This window comes from Shewanella sp. TB7-MNA-CIBAN-0143, from assembly GCF_040310065.1.
Taxonomy (GTDB): domain Bacteria; phylum Pseudomonadota; class Gammaproteobacteria; order Enterobacterales; family Shewanellaceae; genus Shewanella.
Map to the genome: position 1 here is coordinate 125,261 of NZ_JBEOPL010000001.1, position 21,007 is coordinate 146,267.

Genomic DNA, 21,007 nt, shown 5'->3' on the forward strand with positions numbered 1-21,007 from the left:
ACAATGATTATCTTCTAAATGATTATCTTTTAAGATAGTATTTTAGACATATAAACGTATAGACGTCCATAGTACGCGAATTTTTATCACTAGAGCAAGGCTGAATTAAATGAAACAAGCCAAGATAATATTAATGCGCCATGGAGAATGCGAAGGTGGGGCAATATTTCGCGGCCAAACCGATGTAAAGCTCACCGACACTGGAATGGCCCAAATGCAGCAAGCGTTTGCTGAACTGCAATATCCAATTAGCCATGTGTTTAGTTCGCCATTGCAACGGTGTCAGCAATTCAGCCAGCCTTTAACGCAGCGATTAACATTACCGTTAACGACGATACCAGCACTGCAAGAAATTGATTTTGGTGTCTGGGATGGGCAATCGTTTGATGCAATTTATCAGCAAAACCCAGGTAAATTTGATGCTTACTGGCATAACCCATGGTTGGCTGATAGCACGCCTGATAAAGCCGAGTCGGTAAGCGATTTTGCTGCGCGAGTAGAAGCCGGGCTCATGAGCGTGGTTAATGAACTGTGGCGCTCACGTCATCAGCAGCACTCTTGTTTACTGTCTATCGACGAACAACAAGGGCAAAGCTTGCCGCAAACTGCTCAAGCTGTCGATTGTCCCCATGCGTTAGTGGTTACTCACGGTGGGGTGATGCGTTGCTTAATGGGCTATGTGCTTAAGGTTGGCCAATCTAGCGGATTATTCGCTAACCTAGCGATCCCCTATGCTGCTATTATGGTGCTCGATGTCTATTGGCCTGATGATGTTGATAAGGTTGACGCTTTTCAAGCGACAGCAATGAATAGCAATACCGCTGAAGTGAGCTTTACATTACATTGGCCGTAACACTTCATTGGCTGAGCGTTATAACCATAGTGTCATTATTTTTGCGCCATAATTTGCGTAATAATTTGCATAATAATCTGCGCCATAACGTGCGTAGTCATTAGTGTCACAATTTGCATAGTTATCAGCGCCGTTATTTGAATAGTTATTTGCGTCATAATTGTCGTAATAATCTGCGTCGAAACCATAGTGCCTTTCAAGGTATTGGGAATTGGGATAAGCCCAAACTGTACCCGCAACTGTAGATGTACCCATCGAATATGGGGACATAAGTCAGATACCAGCTTTGAATCGCCTCAATATCCATGCCTAAGCGGGTGACTTAGGGGAGTTATTAAATAGATGTTTGTGTTAATTAATTGGACATGGCGGGCTAACTTTCATGTCTGAATCTGTATTAGATGTAAATCATCTTTTTTGGCAAGTCGATAATAAAACGATTCTTGCGGACATTCATTTCAGTTTGCCTAAAGGCCAGATGCTAGGACTAATTGGTCCCAATGGCGCAGGCAAGTCGAGCCTGTTACGCTGCTTATATCGCTATATTGTGCCGACCAGCGGCGATATTGAGATATTTTCTAAACCCATCAGTGAGTATTCCTCTAAGTTGTTAGCGCAGAATATTGCTGTGGTGCAACAAGATACCCCGCATTATTTTGACATGACCACCGAGCAATTAGTGTCGATGGGGCTTACTCCGCATAAAGGCTTGTTTGACTCAAACACAGCCCAAGACCGTGAACGTGTGGTGAGTGCCTTAACCAAAGTTGGATTACAGCAAAAAGCTCAGCAACAATATGAACTGTTATCTGGCGGTGAAAAACAACGTGCCCTAATTGCCCGCGCCATTGTGCAACAGCCGCATATTCTTATTTTAGATGAACCGACCAATCACTTAGATATTCGTTATCAAATTCAAATTCTTGAACTTGTTGCATCTTTAGGCATCAGTGTTATTGCTTCTATACACGATCTGAATTTAGCCAGTGCAATGTGCGATAAATTACTGCTACTCGACCAAGGACGATTAATTGCTAAAGGTACCCCAACAGAAGTGCTAACCGAGCGACAAATTAGTGACGTGTTTGGTGTGTGCTGCGACATTAATCTTCACCCACAACACGGTAAGCCGCTGATCAGTTATTTTTATGGTTACCAACCCAGCCATAAAGGATGCCCCGATCATGATTGATGCATCGCAACGTCGGTATTACGTTTGTTTCAGTCTGTTGGTATTGGCTACCCTGCTTACCCCGGTATTTGCCGCCAGTTTTGGGGCGGCTAACATTCATCTTAATGACGTATTAATGATATTTAATACCTTATTAGGCGGCAACATGCCGAGTGCGATTGAAGGCAGTGAACATGCGGTTACGATAACCCAACGTATTGTGCTTGAATTACGCTTACCGCGAATTTTGTTGGCCTTTGTGGCTGGCGCAGGGTTATCTATAGCCGGCAGTGTTTTACAAACAGTGACCCGCAATCCGTTAGCCGACCCGTATTTGTTTGGCATTAGCTCCGGAGCGTCATTTGGTGCAGTGCTGGTGGTGTCGTTATTCAGTCAAACCGGTTTGTTTGCCGAAATGTTTTCTGGTGTATTGACTATAGCGCCAAGCTTTACCGCGCAACCTTGGTGGTCTTGGTCGACATTAAGCATACCGATAGGAGCATTCATCGGCGCCAGTTTATCGGTGTTGGTAGTGTTTATTTTGTCGGGACCTGGTCGAAGTAGTCAAGTTGAACGTATGTTGCTGTCTGGTGTAGCAACGTCGTTTCTGTTTGGTGCATTGACTAGCTTGCTGTTGTATTTTTCAACCCCTCAAGCTGCGGCGTCAGTACTGTTTTGGAGTTTAGGCAGTTTTGCTAAAGCCAGTTGGTCTAATTTACTATTACCCAGTGTGACGGTAGGGGTTAGTTTACTGATTATGTTGGCATTTAGACGGCAAATTATGGCGCTGCAAGCGGGTGATGAAACGGCTCATACGTTAGGAATAAATGTCGCTAAATTGCGCTTAAGTATGCTGTTACTGTGTTCGCTTATTACGGCAATGTTGGTGGCAACTTGTGGTGGCATTGGATTTGTTGGTTTGATGATCCCGCATACCGTTAGGCTATTATTTTCCGGACGTCAGCCGATGATCTTAACCGCGATGTTAGGTGGCTTGTTTATGGTGTGGATTGACGTGATAGCACGATGCATTTTATTTAACCAAGAATTGCCAGTCGGCATTATTACTGCTGCATTGGGCAGCGTGTTTTTCTTGTTTATTTTGCGTCAACGCCGTTAAACGCTGAGCTCTTTTTATAAGTATAGAGATAATTATAAGCACATAGCTAAGAATTAGATAAGCACATAGATAAGCTCTTTGATAAGCACTGGATGAGCACTGGATGAGTGCTGCAATACATCATATTGAATTTTATCTGCCCGAATTGTTGGAGTCGCCATGTTTGTTATAGAAGCCGTTAAGTCAGATGTTGATGCCAATATTCAACATAAGATTAATCAAAAAACCAAACCATTAGGGGCGTTAGGGCAGCTAGAAACCTTGGCGCTACAGATTGCTCGGGTGCAGTACAGCGGCGATAAACAGTCGTTAAGCACACCGCTGCAAATCACTAAACCAACGATGTTAGTGTTTGCTGCCGACCATGGCATTGCCGCTTACGGCGTGTCGATTGCGCCAAGCGAAGTGACCACTCAAATGGTACATAATTTTGTCCAAGGCGGCGCGGCAATTAATGTGTTTTGTCGCCAAGTCGGGTTTGAGCTTGAAATTATCGATTGCGGAATATTACAACCGCTTACAGGCCAAGCCAATGTTATCGACCAACGCTTAGGCGCAGGCACTAAGGCTATGCATTTAGCTGCGGCTATGCCACTTGAAAAAGTCGCCCAAGGGTTTGAATTTGCTCGACAGTTGATTGCTCGCCATGTTGATGCCGGTTGTAATTTAATTGCTTTAGGTGAAATGGGTATCGGCAATACTTCTGCTGCGACTGCGGTAATGTCAGCTATGCTCAATATTGATGTTGAGCAATGTGTTGGTAGAGGCACGGGAATTGATGATGCTACCTTGGTTATTAAAACAAAACTCATTAACCAAGCACTTGATTTACATCAACATGAGTTAGTTTCTCCTGAAGCTATTTTGGCTCACGTTGGCGGTTTTGAAATAGTGCAAATGACCGGGGCGATACTGGCTGCTGCGGAACAAAAAATATTAGTGCTGATTGATGGTTTTATCGCTACTGCTGCAGCATTAGTTGCGGTAAAATTATCTCCACAATCAAGAGACTATTTAGTTTTTGCTCATGAGTCGCAAGAGCAAGGACATAAGCTTCTGTTACAACAGCTACAAGCAACACCATTGTTGTCGCTGGGATTAAGACTTGGAGAAGGCACTGGCGCTGCGTTAGCGTTACCGTTAATTCAAGCTGCGGTGAATTTTTACAATCAAATGGCCAGTTTCGATGATGCTGGCGTTAATAATGTGGTTTAAGGGAACAACATGTCTGGCGAGATAAAATGGTTGCGGCAGTTAAATTTATTTTTTGTGGCGATGAGTTTTTTTACTCGGATCCCCGTTCCATCGTGGGTGGTGATTGATAGCGATAAGCTCAACAAAGCTAGCCGTTATTTTGGTTTAGTGGGCTTACTCATTGGCTTAATTTGTGCGTTGGTATTTTGGCTTGCACAGCTGATTTTACCGGCAAGCATTGCCATTTTATTAGCCATGGTCGCGGGTGTATTAGTGACCGGCGCCTTCCATGAAGACGGCTTAGCCGATACCGCAGATGGTTTTGGTGGTGGTTGGACGGTAGAAGACAAGCTGCGCATCATGAAAGATTCGCGTTTGGGCAGTTATGGTGCCTTGTCGCTGGGATTAGTGTTATTGCTAAAATGGCAATTGTTAGTCGAACTGGCTTTATATAGCCCAATGGCGGCGGTCAGTGCGCTTGTAGCAGGCCATACACTCAGCCGCGTTGTGGCATCAAGCTTGATTTTTAGTGAGCAATACGTCCGTGATGACGACACCAGCAAATCAAAGCCGATTGCCCAAGACCAGCAATTAAATGATTTATTTATTTTAATCGCCAGCGGTATTTTTGTGTTGTTATGGCTTAACGGTTTGGCGGCGTTTGTGCTATTTATTACCTTGTGGCTAGTACGCATTTTGTTAGGCGGCTTTTTCCGTAAACAAATTGGTGGCTACACCGGTGACACACTAGGCGCTGCGCAGCAAATCAGCGAAGTGTGTTGTTACTTAGTTATTTTAGCGGTTGGATTAAGCTAATGATTCATTTGGTGTTAGGCGGTGCGCGTAGCGGTAAAAGTCGATATGCAGAGCAATGTGTGGCGGAATACGCTGCTATTGGTTATTCATGTGTTTACTTAGCCACAGCCACAGCGTTAGACCATGAAATGTCTGCGCGCATTAATCAACACCAACAAGACCGTATGTCCAGCGTCCATAGCTGGACATTGCACGAGCAAGCTTATGACGTTGGCCAAACATTGTTGGCGATAGATAAACCACAACAAGTCATATTGCTCGATTGCCTGACGTTATTATTAACCAATCACTTATTGTTAAATGACGGCGCCTCGTGGGCCACGCAAAAGTCATTACTCATCGACAGTTTGTCTGCTTTGCAAAGCGATGTGGTGTTAGTCAGTAATGAAGTGGGCTCGGGCATAGTTCCCATGGGTGAGTTAAATCGTCGTTTTGTTGATGAAGCGGGCTGGCTCAACCAAGAAATAGCCGCAATATCTGATCAAGTCACTTTGGTGGTCGCAGGCCTACCGTTGGCCTTAAAAGCATAATGTCATTGGTTGACGATCAATCTCCAAAAGCTCCAACATTACGTGGCGCATTAATGGTGCAAGGTACCACCTCTGATGCAGGTAAAAGTACGCTTGTAGCAGGTTTATGTCGTTTATTTTCCCGTCAAAACATTAATGTCGCGCCTTTTAAACCACAAAATATGGCGCTAAACAGTGCCGTGACTATTGATGGTGGTGAAATTGGCCGAGCCCAAGCATTGCAAGCTATTGCTTGTGGTTTAGCGCCCCATACAGATTTTAATCCGGTGTTGTTAAAGCCAAGTTCAGACACTGGCGCCCAAGTCATTATTCACGGTAAAGCGTTAACTACATTAGAAGCCAAGGCCTTTTTCGGACCCGAGAGTTATGGTTATAAAACCTTAGCGTTAGCGGCAGTGATGCAATCTTACAGGCGCTTGCAGCAACAATACTCGTTAGTGGTGATTGAAGGGGCGGGCAGTCCGGCAGAAATCAATTTACGTGAAGGTGATATTGCCAATATGGGCTTTGCCGAAGAGGCAGATTGCCCAGTGATCATTATTGCTGATATTGATAAAGGCGGTGTGTTCGCCCATTTAGTTGGTACGTTGGCATTATTAAGCCCGTCTGAGCAAGCGCGAGTAAAAGGCTTTGTGATAAATCGTTTTCGCGGTGATATCAGCTTGTTGCAGCCAGGAATTGATTGGCTTGAAGCCTATACCAACAAACCTGTATTAGGCGTATTACCATATTTGCACGATCTACATCTAGACGCTGAAGATGCGTTAATTGATACCCCTCAAAGCTCATTACCGACAGCATTATCTGCCAACCAGCGTATGTCTGTATTGGTGTTAGTGTACCCAAGGATCAGTAATCATACCGACTTTGATCCGCTGCGTTTACACCCGCATATTGATTTTCATTATGTGAGTATGCAGAGCATGGCTCAATCATCCCATTGGCCCGCTGCAGATTTAGTCATATTACCTGGCAGTAAGAATGTTCGTGCAGATTTAGCTTTTGTGCGTGAGCAAGGTTGGGACATCGCCTTAACAAAACATTTACGTTATGGCGGTAAAGTCGTCGGGATTTGCGGCGGTTACCAAATGCTCGGTGAGCTTATTGATGATCCTTTCGGTATTGAAGATAATGCTGGTTGCAGTGACGGATTGGGCTTATTACCGATTACGACCGTATTAACTGCCAGCAAAACCTTAACTCAAGTAAGGGGTCACTTACGCTTACAAGACCAGCAGGCAGAGTTTAGTGGTTACGAGATCCATTGTGGTGAGTCTTCACTCACTCAAAGCGACGTTATCCAGCCGCTATCGATTGAACAATTCGCCCAGCAGCCAATGGCGATGGCCAAGCTTGATGGCATGGTGAGTAATGATCAACAAATTTTAGCGACCTATGTGCATGGATTATTTGACCATCCCGCTGCATGCCAACTTATTTTGCAATGGGCTGGCTTAGACAGTCGCCATACTATCGATATTAACCAAATTCGCGAGCAGCAACTAAATCGTCTTGCCGACGTATTAGAAGCGCATTTGGACATGAATACATTGAAAGGAATAATCTCATGACAACTGATAACCACGAAAATGAACAAGCTAACACTATTGATGCAAGCAAAGCTGAACGTCATAAAGCCCGCCAGCAGAAAGTCAAAGTGGGCGTTGATGCCAAAATTGCCGCAGCGCAAGACGAAAAAGGTATTTTGCTGGTACTAACCGGTAACGGAAAAGGCAAATCGACATCTGGTTTTGGTTCGATTACCCGCGCTGTGGGCCATGGTCATAAAGCCGCAGTGGTGCAATTTATTAAAGGCACTTGGGCTTGTGGTGAACGTAATTTACTCGAAGGTGCTGGAGTGCCATTCCATGTAATGGGTACCGGCTTTACCTGGGAAACTCAAGACAAAGAAAAAGACACCCAAGCCGCAATGGAAGCCTGGCTTGAGGCAGAAAAACTGCTTAAAGACGAATCGATAAATATGGTGCTGCTTGATGAGCTGACTTACATGGTCAGTTACCACTATATCGAACTTGAGCGAGTATTAACCGCTTTGAGAAATCGCCCAGCGATGCAGCATGTGATTATTACTGGCCGCGCTTGTCACCGTGATATCATTGAGTTGGCCGATACGGTCAGCGAAGTACAGCCGATTAAACATGCGTTTAACGAAGGTATTAAAGCCCAGTTAGGCTTTGATTATTAACATTTTTTTCTTGAACTTATGGCCTGCGGCCACTAATGTCGTGGCGCTTCGCCCACACCAGATCTTTCAAACTTCGTTTGAATTAAGCTCGCAAGGTTCCACCCTGCACGGGCCAAAAGGGGATCAACAGCAATCCCCTCTTGGATCACCCCTGCCGTTCCGGCAACATTTTCAAAGAGCGAAAAGGTCGCGACGGAAATTGATTTAGCTTTAAATCGCGTATTTAATCGTCTTCGACCTTATTCAAAAATGCTAACGCCTCCGATGGGGCGTCCCTTTCCCTCGAAAGCTAGATGGCCATCCTTGGCCAGCTCACGTCATTTTCTTCAACGTCCTCAAGTTCAGAGTTGAATCAAACCCATTACAAGCAAGGCAAGTAACTTATTTATGACCCATTATGTGGCAAAACTCATAAATGGGTAATATAAAAGCTAAAGTATCGAAAAACCTCTCTTAAAAGGCGCAATCAGCACAGGTGATTAGCTACAAGGCTGTACAAAAAACAACTACCTAAAAAATCAAATTCCTATAGCATCTTGCATTTAGTAAAAAGTTACCGATTAATATGGATATGGCATAGGCTAAGTCCAACAAGCGATTTATTCCTTGCAAAACCACACAACGCATAAAAACTATAACGTTATATTTACCAGGAAGGTTCCATGAAAGCATCTGTTCTGCTAACGATATTTCTAATGCTGCCGGCAGTCGCGCAGGCGGAAACTTGCAATCTAAAAAATTCAGAAGTTTACATTAACCTTATATCTGATTTGAAAAACTCCATTAACCCTATAAATAGGTTTAATGTTAAATACATTTACACCCAAATACGTGCAGTTGATATTCCAGAAAATGAAATACCTGACAAAATCGCTAATTATACAGCGTTGCTTTACTACCTCCATGAAAACATTACAATCCATGGAGTTTATGCACCATCAAATAGCGCGTGCAGCAGATATATTTACAAAATATCCGGGGCACCTGATGAATACAAAAAACTTAGCTATGTAGCTGTTGGACTCGTGGATAATAAAATTACAAACATTTCATTTGAGGACGATGATACACCAATTGATGGTAAAGCTTTTGCTACACTTTCATATAGCGAGGTCAAGTAAATATAACTCATATGAGCCTCCTACCAGTCAATAGACGAGCCATTTTATAAAAGCTGTACTTGACTGTTTTTATAGTAAAATTTAAATTAATTATCAAATTCATCTATTTCGTATGTCGATTATATTTCAATCAACTAAATCATTAATCAAAGTATATACATAAAGGAGTTGTTGTTGACTCGTACTGATATGATTCAAAAACTGCAACAATTCGCCCCAATAATTAGGTTGGTGACAGTAACTGATGACATGGGCTTTGAGTTTTCAGCGGTTGTACCTGACGGGGTGATCTATTCTGAACCAGGTATGTTATTGGAATATTCAAGTGGTCAGTGGCCGCCTAGTGAATGGGAAGATGATACTGATCAAGAGTTGGCGATGTTACGACAAGAGTTTTTGCTAGATGAAACTTGGCAGGTTATACCTTGGGCAGATTTAGAAGATGAAGAAATTGCCCAGTGGCTTGAAGATGTTCAAACGTCTAATGCGTAAGTTAGGAATAACTGAGATAAATCACAGCAGAGATGTCATGACTAACAATCTATTTTTGTACAGCTTGAGTTAAGGCCTTTATGTCAGCCGTTTCTATGATTGATTGAGCACTTAAATCTTCACCAAACCAGCGATCAGTTATACTTTCAAGTTGGCCATTTTGTTTTAGGGTGTTTAATGCTTGGCGCATGCTTTTGGCTAATGCTTCATCTGTATCTTTATGGGTGGCAATACCAATGGGCATGTTTACCACAGGCAATACAGCGGTAAAATCGCTTAGTTTAAAGCCCATTTTTTTAACGTCTTCGCGAAAACCCACTTCGTTATTGTAAATCAAATCTACGCGGTCAAAATTAAGCATTCTTAACGCCGCTAGTTGGCTTCTTACTAGGTATACATTGGGATGTATTCCATCGAGTTTAAGCCGATCTAGTGAGGCATCGTTTCGCGATAATGCCATAGAGTAACGATTAATATCATCTATGGTTTTAAGCTGAATGTCGGGACGATTACTTTTTCTATAGATCATATCTTGCACAGTATAAAAGTCGCCTATCCATTTGAAATAGGCTAAGCGTTTGTTGGTATTGGCAATTGAAAAAATGAACGTATTCGGGTACTTCTGCGCATTATAATAAGCGCGGCTCCAAGGCATGATTTTAATATTGATATCAAAATCAAGATATTGCTGGGTAGCATGTAAAATATCGATCGAAAAGCCTACCAATTCTCCTTGAGAATTTAGCGACTGAAATGGAGGATAGCTTTCTGTGTAAAAAGTGACTGCAGGTCTAGCATTTGAAACTGGCGAACTGAAAAATGTAATGATGAAAATCACCACAGATAAGTAGCGGAACATAAATAACAACACCTTAATTTAAGGCTTCCATGCACTTCATATCCGTTTTTATAACAAGTCTAACATAGTGTTATTATTTTGTGATCATTAACCCGTTGTGTTGTCAGATAATTAATAATCTGTGATGATAAACAGGCCATCGTACTTTGTTAAACAATATATTCATCAGCCCAATCTTTTAAACGTTCTAAAATGTCCAATGCAGTTCGGCCAAGTTCGGTAATGCTATAAGACACAGCAATAGGACGGTCACTAATCACATGTCGAGTCACCAGTCCTTGGGCTTCTAATTCTTTAAGGCGCTGATCGACCATTTTTTTACTCGCCCCGCCTAACATGCGCGATAAATCATTAAATCGCACTGGACCATCTTGCAAGTGCCATAATATCGATGCTTTCCATTTACCGCCTAATACCCGCATTCCACGCTCGACCGAGCAGGGTTCAGCACAAGCATTAATAACTTTTTTTTGACCGTTAGTCATTGTTTCAATTTTAGTTTTCATAAATTTAACTTAAGTTATTCTAGGTTACTAAAAGTATACTGGTTGCTTTTGTATTCCATTGTAGCAAAATAGACATTAATTAGACTAGTACCATTAAGGAATGTTTCTCCATGGCAGTATTAACCTCTTACGATCCCGCTAGTTATCGCAAAGTCGATGGCGGAGAGCATATTGAAGCCACTGCGGTTGGCAGTGTTGAAACCTTAGCGATATCTCAGTTACCACAAGTTGTCGCCAACGCTCAAGTTGCACAAAAGGCGTGGGCTCGTTTGTCATTAATTGAACGCCAACAATATGTGGTTAAGGCATATCAGCAGCTTGTGGCAGTGCAAGATGAACTGGCAACATTAATTGGCCAAGAAATGGGTAAAGATTATCGCCGTGCCACCTATGAAGTTGGCGGTACAGTGCAAAATGCACCTTATTTTGCCGGTGAAATAAGCGATGCACTAACCACTGAACAAGTTGATAATCGCACCGAATTACAATATCGACCATTAGGTGTAGTGGCAGTGATTTCGCCGTGGAACTATCCGATAGCCATGGCTAACAACTTACTAATGCCTGCCTTAATTGCGGGTAACAGTGTGATATTAAAGCCGTCTGAACAAACTCCGCTGGTGGCCGAGTTATTCATTAATACCCTTAATAAGGTGCTGCCAGAACATGTGTTGCAAGTGGTTCAAGGTGATAAAGCCCTTGGCCAAGCATTAGTGGCAGCAGACATTAATATGGTGGCGTTTACTGGGTCGATGGCCGCAGGTAAACACATTATGGCCAATGCTGCGTCTGGCTTAAAAAGGTTAGTGATGGAGCTTGGCGGTAATGACCCCTTGATTGTGATGGCTAGCGCTAATATCGATTCCGCGGTTAGATTTGCAGTCGCTAGTTCGTTTGAAAATGCCGGACAGATGTGCACTTCAACAGAGCGCGTTTACGTGGATGAGCGTATTGCTGATGAGTTTGAACAAAAGGTGTTGGCTTTAGCCAGTCGTTACCGTGTCGGTAAATGGGACGACGCTAATGTGAATATTGGCCCCATAGTGAATCCAACCCAACACCAAAAAGTGCTTGAACAGTTGCAAGATGCCAAAGCCAAAGGAGCGAGCTTTTTACTCGGTAGTGATGAGTATCCATTACCGTTTATTCAACCTACTGTGGTCTCAGGTATTACCCCTGACATGCTCCTAGAACGTGAAGAAACCTTTGGCCCTGTGGTGGCTATCAGCCGTTTTAGTGATATTGATGAAGCCATTCGTCGTGCTAATAACAGTCACTATGGTTTAGCTGCAGTCGTGTTTGGTGGTCAAGGTGCCAAAGCCGTTGCTGAACAACTTGAAGCTGGCATGGTTGGGGTTAATCAAGGTGCTGGTGCGGGCAATGCTCCATGGGTAGGAGCAAAGCATAGTGGTTTTGGTTTTCATGGTACTGCTGCAGGGCATCGCCAATTTGCCCAAGTGCGAGTGATGAGTTATTAATTTTTGGGTTTAACCCATATTGATGAGTAAGCCGTCATTAGTAAGCTTTTATTTGTAGAACATCATTAGTAAACAGTCATTAGCACATTTTTTAGTAAAGCATTGCTAGCCCATTTTATGGTTAAAGGTATAAACAAATGAACACAACAAGTGTAAATTCAGATTATTTTGTGGTGGCACTAGAACCCGGTGCTGAACATCCGGCTTTGCCAACATGGGCTAATCATCAAGCTAATGTGGCTGAGCTTAATGAAGCAGAGCTGACGGATGCTGAGCGGGCTAACGTGAGTAAAAAAATGTTAGCCGAAGTACCAGGTGCGTTCCAATTAATGAATGTATTGACGCCAGATGAGTGCAAACGGTTAATTTCGGTCAGTGAGTCGATGGGCTTTTTACCCGACGCCGCGGTGTCATTACCACGCAATGTACGCCATAACGACAGCTTAACCTGGGTAGTTGATAACACCACAGAGCAAGTGATTTGGAGTAGAGTTAAGCATCTTATGGATGATAACTTGGGCATTTTTGGTGGTAAAGCTGCTTTAGGATTAAATAATCGTTTTCGTTTTTATCGCTATAACGAAGGCGATTTCTTTAAGCCACATTCAGATGGTTCGTGGCCTGGAAGCCAAGTTGTAGATGGTCAGTTAGTGCGAGATGCCTTTGGTGATCGCTACAGTCTGCTGACATTTTTAATTTTACTGACAGAAGACTTTGAAGGCGGTGCAACGCGCTTTTTAGTCAATGCCGACAACCCAAGCTTACCAGCAAAACACGGTGATAATATGCGCCAAGTTGATGTGCGAACGCCTGCGGGGAGTGTGTTGTGTTTCCCACATGGCATGCATCCGCTGCATTGTATTCACAGCTCAGAGCCTATTTTCTCTGGGGTTAAATACATTATCCGCACTGATGTGTTGTTTGAGTTGTAACATTATTTATCTATATGGGTTAGCTTATTGATAAGCTAACCCATTAGTTAACCACTGTATTATTTTAACTAAATAAAGCACCAGGTTCGCTTTTTTAGAGCCATTGTTGTACTTTTTCTCCTTGCGTAATCCTCGTGAATTAAGTCGATGTTGGTAATCCGCCATGTATTTTCTGCTCCATATAAGCACGCTGCTATCAAACTGACTCGCTTATCTCTTTCAAGAATAAACTGCTATAAAGCTGATCAAATAAGCTTACTCTTCGGGGGCGCTATTGTGATGGCGAATGCTCGTCAAATAAAATTATCAGCGTAAATAGCCAGTGATATGAATAGCATTTTTACCCATTAGCAGTGACAAAAACATACTGATAGCCAGAGGTGATACGGTGCAATAAATCAATTGAGTAAACAGATAAAAAGTCGATGAGTTTTTTACTATTGAGTTTATCAATCGGCGCTGTTGTCCCCCGAGTACACTAGATTCATTAACGCGATTTAATGTGCCGCAGTACTTGCTATTTTACTGACTAAACTATCTAATTGCGCCGCTTTCCTAACCACATATATAGAGACGTTTACATGAAATCAGTACTGTGTAGTTTGTTTGTTGTCAGTGTTATTAGCCTATCTGGATGTGCTGCACCGCAGAATAATTTCGCGTCTAAAGTGAAAGCCGAAGGTGAGCAACACCTCGACTTGTCTCAGCAGTGGGAACAAGGACAAAAAGACCTCAGAAAAGGTAACAGTTTATTAATCGATGGGCGTGAGTTAATCGGTAAAGGTAAAAACCAAATTCGTGAAGGTGAAGCGTTAATAGCACAAGCCAAACAAGCTGCGCAGCAACAACGTCAACTATTTCAGTCGATGGCGAATACATTAAACGGCGCTCAAAATGGTGCCCGTGCAGTAGTGTTAGTCGATAGGTTGGATGATGTAGCCGATGCTTGGGAAGATGCTGATGATAAGTATGCAGATGGTAAAGAGCTGATTGAAGACGGCAATACCAACGTTGCTGAAGGCGAGAGTTCAATTGAACAAGGCCAAAACATGGTGACGAGCGGCCGTAGTAGAATGCAACAAGCGGAATCTACCTACCAACAACGTACTGGTAAAGGTTTAGTCGAGCAAATGCATTTAGAAGAGCAACCTAGTAACTTCTAATCAATAGAACTGAGACTAATCAAATAAACCGATATTGTTAATTCAATATCGGTTTTATCGTTTCTACTTTCAGCAAAAAGCGATTATATTATACGACTGCTCTATTCAAAATCGGCTTTGATTTCAAACACCATATCTTCGGCGGTCACTGGATGATTTAAGCCTAAATATTGGGCGTGTAAATGCAATCTGTTGGTCGCAACACCGTATAAATCATCACCTACTATTGGCATGTGCAATCCGTCATGATGAGCACAATGCATGCGTAACTGATGGGTTCGACCCGTTTTAGGATACAAGTGAACTAAGGTTTGATGTTGTTGACGCTTAAATACCTGCCAATGCGTCTCGGCATGCTTGCCATGTTCATAACACACTAGCTGCTTAGGACGGTCGTCTAAATCTACCCGCAATGGCAAACTAATATCACCCTCATCTTGGCTAGGCACCCCCTCAATTAACGCGATATAACGTTTGGTCACGCTGCGTTGAATAAACTGTTGTTGTAGGGCTTTGTTGGCTTCTTTGGTGAGAGCAATCACCATTAAGCCTGAGGTCGACATGTCTAGGCGATGGACTATCAGCGGCCCCGTCGCATTGGGGAACAGCTGCTGCATACGGCTAAACACCGAGTCGGTGATATTTTTGCCAGGTACCGATAATAGTTCCGCAGGTTTATTAATAATCACCATCGCATCATCTTGATAAATAATATCAATGTGCTGATCTTTACCCGGATTAATCAACAGTGGATCGTTATCAACTTGTATGCCTTTTAGCATGTGTGTCAAAATAGGTCGGCATTTTCCGTGACAAGCGGGGTAGAAGTTTTTGTGCTGTTTTATCTCAGATTTAGGCGATGAACCCCACCAAAACTCTGCCATGGCAATCGGGGTCAATTGATGTGTAAACGCGTATTGTAATAACTTAGGTGCAGCACATTCACCCGCACCTGCAGGTGGCAAATGGTTAGGTGCGTCATTGAATATATCGTTTAAATCTCGCGCTTCACCCAAGACATTCAAAAACTGATATTGAGCAAAAAGTTTGTTTTGTAATCCATTTGAAAGTTGTTTGCGCTGACGTTTAAGCTGTTTGATTTGCTGCGCAAGTGCATCTAAGGCCAGTTTAGTGACTTCAATTTGAGTCTGCCACTGTTGCTTTAACGCGTTCAGCTGATGCTTTTGTTGCACACTTTGACGGCTTAACTCGATAGACAATGTTTTATGGCTACCGTCGTTAATGCTTGCTTGCGCTAATGCATCATCTGCTTGCTCACGTTGCAGCTTACGCATTTTACGACCTTCAACTATTGCGTTACGTTGCTGCTCAAGTTCACTTTCCGCTTGGTGTTGTTGCGCAGTTAACGTCGCGGTTAATGTTGCCAGTACTGGATTGGCTTCTTGCTGACTAATCGACAGATTAATTTGGTTAATCTGTTTATTTTCATGACTGAAAAAACTGTCTTGGGTCAGCATATCAAACACCGGCGGCACAAACGGCGGCAAGATATTTTGGTCGGCTAACTTACCTGAAAATGCGGCTAAAAAACCAAGTTGCCCGTGCGTGTCTTTAACCACCAACACACCAAACATCTTACCAATGACCATGCCAAGGTCATGTTCGCTGTCTAAGCCAAAATTATGTCCCCAGGGATTCGTCTCAAGTAACACCTGCTGCAACTGCTGTGCTGCCAGTATCGTCAATGGATGAGGTTGATAATAAAACGGGAAGGTAAAAGATTCAGGTAACCCTTGTTCGGCAAGCGTGTTATTGAAAGCTATCGCATCATTAAAAGGAATAAAGCACGGGTCGTTAACAGACATCAAAAACACACTCACTACACTAAAGGGCGGCTATTTTACCCTTTCAAACTAGCAGATGCATTATTTACTGAGCTCGGTTGTTTTGGAATGTTAATCTAAACGTAGTTTGGCAAGGAAATCGTTAACCAACCCTTGAGTATGATCAAGCAACTGAGCATTACCAATGGCGCCATGCCCTGGCACAATAACCTCAGCGTCAGGATATGTCGCTTTAACCTTACTAATCGTTACTGGCCAATCGGTTAACGATGCCTCTGCAATGTAGCCCATACTCTTACTGTGAGCGCTTTTTACCAGGCAGCCGCCAAACAGTAATTGCGCCTTAGGGAGCCATACCACAATGTTATCTAGCGTATGGCCAGCGCCTAAATAGCGAGCTTCGAGTAAACCATTAGCTAGGGTAAACGAGTCACCATCAAACGGCTGATTTGCGAGAGTTTGATGTTGTGTGGTCAATATTTTCTGAGTCATTGCAGACACATGAGTGCTAACCCCAATACTGTTTAAATAACCTATCCCAGCCGTGCGGTCGGCATGAGAATGAGTCGAAATACTGGCTTTGAGTACAAACTCTTGCTGCTTTATCCACTCGACTAACGCAATAGTGTCTTTCTCGCTCCATGGAGTATCGATTAAATAAGCCTCTTTGCCTTCAACAACCACTAAGCCATTAGCATCGACCAAACCAAAGTCTTCAGTTTTGAAATATGACTGGTATTCAAATAGTTGGATTTGTGTCGCTTGAGCTTGGTTAGCCGTAACCAAAGCATTGCTACTGAGCGGTGTAATAGTCAGTTGGCCTGATGACTCAGCGCTCATCGCAAGCGGTACACAGCAAATAAAACCAACTAGTAATATCAATATTCGTGAAAACATAATGGTACTCAATTAACGTTCAGTCAAAGTTCAGCCGAAAAGAATAGGCGTTAAAGTGTATCACTGAATTTGTGAGTAATGGATAACATAGAGGGAAGTCATGCCTGATGACATTGGTTGAGTTAAGCGGATAGTGTTGAACGAATCGATGGGCAATAGCCTTAAGCTATTAATTCAAAACTATCAATTCTTAAGCTATCAATTCTTAAGCTATCAATAATAGATGAAACCGTACTGGTTTCATCTATATTTGGACATAGTTATTGATAAGAGACGTTACTATAAATAACGACGATTATGCCTTTGGTCTGTGCAATACACAGACTTTGTTACCAGAAGGGTCGCGTAAGTAAGCTAGATATAATGGACCATTTGGACTGTCGCGAACACCAGGAGCATCTTCGCAAGCTTCGCCACCACTCGCAACACCAGCAGCATGCCAAGCATTGGCTTGCTCTGCGCTATCGGCATGAAAACCTATGGTGCTGCCATTACCATTACAAGCGGGTTCACCATTAAGCGGTTTAGTGAGGGCAAATACACCTGCGCTAGTAACATAAAAACAACGGCCTTTAGGATCAATCATCCCAGGTTTAATGCCTAGTGCGCCAAGTGTGGCGTCGTAAAAGGTTTTTGATTTGTCGATATCATTAGCACCAAGCATGATGTGGCTGAACATTGTGACTCTCCTTGTTGGGGTGAATAAACACCAATTTTATATATCTATTTTACTTATTTGTTAACTTATTCGTTTTTACTATTAACTACCTGATTAAACAGGGCGTGTACATTAATATTGGCGTTAAGTTTAGCGGCTAATAAATACATGCCTGCTAACTTGCGATGTATGAAAATAGCATCGGTCGGTGGTGTGTGCCATTCATTTTGTTGAGTGCTCATGGCTTTACCTGCCTGAGTGATCCTTTTAGCCAAATTACTTGCACCAAAATCATACGTTCCTTGAGTACGTAATGGCTCACAAGCTTGGTAAAAAATATCAATAATCAGTTGTTTTTGTTGTGGGTCGATGGCGTCTTGAAAAAAGCCGATTTGTTGTGCCGCTTGTATCATTTGTTGTTTATCATCGGCAATCGCACCTTGCATCAATTGCATATAACCTTGCGATAATGTGTCGCTAATGGTGCGAGTGGCGCCAAAGTCGAGTAATACAATTTTCTGGCTGTCGGCTTGATACTGGAAATTGGCAAAATTAGGATCGCTTTGCACCAGTTGAAAACAAAACAGCTCTTTAAAACACAGCTCCATCAAGGCACTGGCAACCTTGTCACGCACATCTTGCGGATACTGTTCGACCGATTCAATCGCGACGCCTTCAACAAATTGCATGCATAAAATGCTGTCGTTGCTCAATTTCGGATACACCTTAGGCACGATGAAGTGAGGGCTGTCGCCTAACTGTTGCTGATAAAGTGCGATTTGCTGTGCTTCAAAGTGATAGTCTGCTTCGTTATGCAACTGCGCTTTAGCTTCGGCCAATAAAGTATCGAGTTTTACGTTAGCGGGGATTAACCGCGAGACTTTTAATAGGCTGGCAACGTTATCTATGTCGCTGTCGATGCTGTCGCGGATCCCTGGATATTGAATCTTTATCGCCAGCTTTTCGCCAGTATCCAAATAGGCTAGATGTACTTGGCCGATAGATGCGGCGGCAAACGGGCGCAGTTCAAATTGGGCAAAAGGTGCTAGCCAGTCATGGCCCCAGTGCTGAACTAATAATTGAGTTAATTGTTTGTGCGGCATGGCTTTAGCGTCAGAACGCAGCTTCGCCAATATTTCAGCCAATTCAGGAGGCACTAAGTCACCGGCATCCATTGACAACATTTGCCCTACTTTCATGGCAGCGCCGCGCAGTTGCGACAGCTTATCTGCCACATGACCAATATTTTTAGGGGTCATCATCAGTTGTTGCATTGACGGCGATTTACCCTGGCTAAGCTGCTTTGCCCCTTCTAACAGCACATTACCCGCAAGGCGAGAAGCCAGTCCGCCCATTTTTGATAATCGGGACAATCGACTGGTTGGCACTTTAGCTTCATTATTTTTCATCAGATCTCACTTGTGTCGCATGAACTCGTAGCGAATATAAATAATTGTACGCTGAAGTTGATTATTTCGTTCAATATGAGCCAATAGCGTGGTCAAAATTTACTATTTTCTATGTTACTCTGATTTTAGAGGCATTTAAGCCATTCTTTGGGTGAGCAAAACAATAATAAGGACCCTAGTTTGAGTATTATTGAACAATATTTAAGTCAAGCTGAAGCGCTGTTTCAGTCTAAAAACTATTCATCGGCCAGAATGTACGCACGTAAAGTGGTTAAGCGTGATGATAAACACCTTGGGGCATTGAGCTTATTAGGTCAGATTCATTTACAGCAACAACAATATAACGAGGCCGAAAACTATTTTGTCAGTGCAGCAACTATTGATCCCCATGCGGTTTCAGTGTTGACTGGCTTATTGGCTATTGCTGAAGTGAAACAAGACTTTTTCTTGGCGAAAACGTATTTATTACAATTAATTAATACCCAAAGTAACCTAGGGGGAAATCAATACAAACTCGGATTAGTCGCCACTAAAGTCGGTGATATGGCCTTAGCTGAACAATGTTTTGAATGGTGTGTAGCAAATGATTTTTCTGACCCCGCTGTGCAGCTTAATTTAGGTCATATATATAAAGCCAAAGGCGACACGTTACGAGCGGCAGATTTTTATCAGCAATATATTCAATTAAGCCCAAAGCAAGTGGGTGTAGGCTATTGGAGTTTGGCAGATTTAAAGCAGTATCGATTCAGCACGGCTGATGTAACCTTATTGCAAGGTTTTGCAACCGATGAGTCGTTAAGCAAACAAAATCAGGCGTTGGTATATTTTGCTTTGTGTAAAGCTTACGAGCAAACACAGCAAATCGATAAAGCCTGTGAGTCGATGTTATTAGCCAATCAAATAATGGCGCAGCACAGACCGTTTAAACAAGCCCAGTTTGCCAATATTGTGTTGTCACTACTTGGGCATACACCATCGCCACATATTGATAGCTTGCCGACCGCGAGTCAAACACCAATTTTTATTGTTGGTATGCCTCGTTCTGGTACCACATTAGTAGAGCAGATTTTGGCTTGTCACAGTGACGTTGGTGCTACCGATGAGTTACCGTTTATGGAACGCTTTGCGCTGCAAATGGACATGTCGGGTGGCTATAATGCAAGACTAAGTCAGCTTTCTGCCAGTCATATCGATCAATTCCGCCAACGGTATTTAGCTGAAGTGAATCATTACTTTAGCGATGCACCAACCTATGTAATCGATAAAAACCCAAATAACTTTTTACACATAGGGCTAATTAAAACCTTATTTCCTCAAGCAAAAATCATCAATGTGGTACGTAATACCGTCGACAATGGCTTGAGTGTATTTAAGCAGTTTTTCAGTTTTGGTCATGACTATTCGTATTCGTTTGCGGGTATTTCAAGTTATTGGCAACACTATTTAGACATCATGCAACATTGGGATAGGTTGTACCCTAATGAGATTTTACATGTTTGTTTTGAGCAATTAGTGCGTGAGCCAGAGTCACAAATTCAACGAATATTAGATTACTGTGAGTTAACGACTCAAGCGCAATGTTTTACCTTTTATGAGTCTGACCGAGCCGTATTAACGCCTAGCGCTAGTCAAGTTAGGCAGCCTATGAATCCTAAGGCAATTGGTCAGGCAGACAAATATCAAGCTTTTATACCTGAGCAAATAGCCGAGTTGGATGCCATTGCGAAAAAAGCAGCACTGCAATTCTTTAGTTAAGCAGAACTTGGAATAAGAATTTGCTATAAGCCAAAACAACCT

Annotated in this window: 20 protein-coding genes and 1 riboswitch; of the genes, 14 read left to right on the top strand and 6 right to left on the bottom strand. The window is 42.8% G+C overall.

Annotation, left to right across the window (positions count from 1 at the left end):
* Positions 1-109 precede the first annotated feature (109 nt).
* From AAEY97_RS00510 to AAEY97_RS00555, 10 genes are all read left to right on the top strand, one after another.
* Positions 110-853, top strand: a complete 744-nt coding sequence (locus AAEY97_RS00510) for a histidine phosphatase family protein (RefSeq protein WP_350995764.1) — start codon at positions 110-112, stop codon at positions 851-853.
* A gap of 182 nt (positions 854-1,035) precedes the next feature.
* Positions 1,036-1,156, top strand: a riboswitch (cobalamin riboswitch).
* A 79-nt stretch (positions 1,157-1,235) separates the two neighbouring features.
* Positions 1,236-2,045, top strand: coding sequence for an ABC transporter ATP-binding protein (locus AAEY97_RS00515; protein ID WP_182745232.1), 810 nt, complete (start codon positions 1,236-1,238; stop codon positions 2,043-2,045).
* Positions 2,038-3,144, top strand: coding sequence for a FecCD family ABC transporter permease (locus tag AAEY97_RS00520; RefSeq protein WP_350995768.1), 1,107 nt, complete (start codon positions 2,038-2,040; stop codon positions 3,142-3,144). The genes AAEY97_RS00515 and AAEY97_RS00520 overlap by 8 nt, the downstream gene beginning before the upstream one ends.
* A gap of 159 nt (positions 3,145-3,303) precedes the next feature.
* Positions 3,304-4,359: a nicotinate-nucleotide--dimethylbenzimidazole phosphoribosyltransferase gene (gene cobT, locus AAEY97_RS00525; RefSeq protein WP_350995771.1), complete on the top strand. Its 1,056-nt coding sequence runs from the start codon at positions 3,304-3,306 to the stop codon at positions 4,357-4,359.
* Between the two features lie 9 nt (positions 4,360-4,368).
* Positions 4,369-5,154 (top strand): adenosylcobinamide-GDP ribazoletransferase, encoded by a 786-nt coding sequence (locus AAEY97_RS00530; RefSeq protein ID WP_101085870.1) that lies wholly within the window; start codon positions 4,369-4,371, stop codon positions 5,152-5,154.
* Positions 5,154-5,684, top strand: a complete 531-nt coding sequence (gene cobU, locus AAEY97_RS00535; RefSeq protein WP_162022471.1) for a bifunctional adenosylcobinamide kinase/adenosylcobinamide-phosphate guanylyltransferase — start codon at positions 5,154-5,156, stop codon at positions 5,682-5,684. The genes AAEY97_RS00530 and cobU overlap by 1 nt, the downstream gene beginning before the upstream one ends.
* Positions 5,684-7,255, top strand: coding sequence for a cobyric acid synthase (locus AAEY97_RS00540; RefSeq protein WP_350995776.1), 1,572 nt, complete (start codon positions 5,684-5,686; stop codon positions 7,253-7,255). Before cobU ends, AAEY97_RS00540 begins: the two co-directional genes overlap by 1 nt.
* Entirely contained in the window at positions 7,252-7,890 is a 639-nt protein-coding gene (cobO, locus tag AAEY97_RS00545) for a cob(I)yrinic acid a,c-diamide adenosyltransferase (protein WP_101085867.1), read from the top strand. The genes AAEY97_RS00540 and cobO overlap by 4 nt, the downstream gene beginning before the upstream one ends.
* Before the next feature lie 662 nt (positions 7,891-8,552).
* On the top strand, positions 8,553-9,011 hold the full coding sequence (locus tag AAEY97_RS00550; RefSeq protein WP_182745239.1) for a hypothetical protein: 459 nt from the start codon (positions 8,553-8,555) through the stop codon (positions 9,009-9,011).
* 174 nt (positions 9,012-9,185) lie between these two features.
* The gene (locus AAEY97_RS00555) at positions 9,186-9,503 is read left to right on the top strand and encodes a hypothetical protein (RefSeq protein ID WP_350995778.1); all 318 of its coding nucleotides are present in this window, start codon (positions 9,186-9,188) and stop codon (positions 9,501-9,503) included.
* A 49-nt stretch (positions 9,504-9,552) separates the two neighbouring features.
* On the opposite strand, the gene AAEY97_RS00560 is transcribed toward AAEY97_RS00555, so the two are convergent.
* Together AAEY97_RS00560 and AAEY97_RS00565 are read right to left on the bottom strand one after the other, a co-directional pair.
* Positions 9,553-10,362 (bottom strand): substrate-binding periplasmic protein, encoded by an 810-nt coding sequence (locus tag AAEY97_RS00560; protein WP_192115747.1) that lies wholly within the window; start codon positions 10,360-10,362, stop codon positions 9,553-9,555.
* Between the two features lie 149 nt (positions 10,363-10,511).
* On the bottom strand, positions 10,512-10,868 hold the full coding sequence (locus AAEY97_RS00565; RefSeq protein ID WP_101085863.1) for a winged helix-turn-helix transcriptional regulator: 357 nt from the start codon (positions 10,866-10,868) through the stop codon (positions 10,512-10,514).
* Between the two features lie 110 nt (positions 10,869-10,978).
* On the opposite strand from AAEY97_RS00565, the gene AAEY97_RS00570 reads away from it, so the two are divergent.
* The 3 genes from AAEY97_RS00570 (at position 10,979) to AAEY97_RS00580 (ending at position 14,441) form a co-directional block, all read left to right on the top strand.
* Positions 10,979-12,346, top strand: coding sequence for an aldehyde dehydrogenase family protein (locus AAEY97_RS00570; RefSeq protein ID WP_192115749.1), 1,368 nt, complete (start codon positions 10,979-10,981; stop codon positions 12,344-12,346).
* 137 nt (positions 12,347-12,483) lie between these two features.
* Positions 12,484-13,278, top strand: a complete 795-nt coding sequence (locus AAEY97_RS00575) for a 2OG-Fe(II) oxygenase family protein (protein ID WP_192115750.1) — start codon at positions 12,484-12,486, stop codon at positions 13,276-13,278.
* Between the two features lie 581 nt (positions 13,279-13,859).
* Entirely contained in the window at positions 13,860-14,441 is a 582-nt protein-coding gene (locus AAEY97_RS00580; protein WP_192115751.1) for a hypothetical protein, read from the top strand.
* A gap of 101 nt (positions 14,442-14,542) precedes the next feature.
* On the opposite strand, the gene AAEY97_RS00585 is transcribed toward AAEY97_RS00580, so the two are convergent.
* The 4 genes from AAEY97_RS00585 to AAEY97_RS00600 form a co-directional block, all read right to left on the bottom strand.
* A complete protein-coding gene (locus AAEY97_RS00585; protein ID WP_192115752.1) occupies positions 14,543-16,267 on the bottom strand; it encodes an RluA family pseudouridine synthase in 1,725 nt (574 codons plus the stop codon).
* 90 nt (positions 16,268-16,357) lie between these two features.
* The gene (gene bla / locus AAEY97_RS00590) at positions 16,358-17,143 is read right to left on the bottom strand and encodes a subclass B1 metallo-beta-lactamase (protein WP_192115753.1); all 786 of its coding nucleotides are present in this window, start codon (positions 17,141-17,143) and stop codon (positions 16,358-16,360) included.
* Positions 17,144-17,438: 295 nt separating this feature from the next.
* Positions 17,439-17,822 carry a VOC family protein gene (locus tag AAEY97_RS00595; RefSeq protein ID WP_101085857.1) on the bottom strand — a complete coding sequence of 128 codons (384 nt, stop codon included), beginning with the start codon at positions 17,820-17,822 and terminating at the stop codon, positions 17,439-17,441.
* 65 nt (positions 17,823-17,887) lie between these two features.
* The gene (locus AAEY97_RS00600) at positions 17,888-19,210 is read right to left on the bottom strand and encodes an ABC1 kinase family protein (protein WP_192115754.1); all 1,323 of its coding nucleotides are present in this window, start codon (positions 19,208-19,210) and stop codon (positions 17,888-17,890) included.
* A gap of 180 nt (positions 19,211-19,390) precedes the next feature.
* Here AAEY97_RS00600 and AAEY97_RS00605 point away from each other — a divergent pair, with 180 nt between their 5' ends.
* The gene (locus AAEY97_RS00605; RefSeq protein ID WP_350995786.1) at positions 19,391-20,965 is read left to right on the top strand and encodes a tetratricopeptide repeat-containing sulfotransferase family protein; all 1,575 of its coding nucleotides are present in this window, start codon (positions 19,391-19,393) and stop codon (positions 20,963-20,965) included.
* Positions 20,966-21,007: the final 42 nt, after the last annotated feature.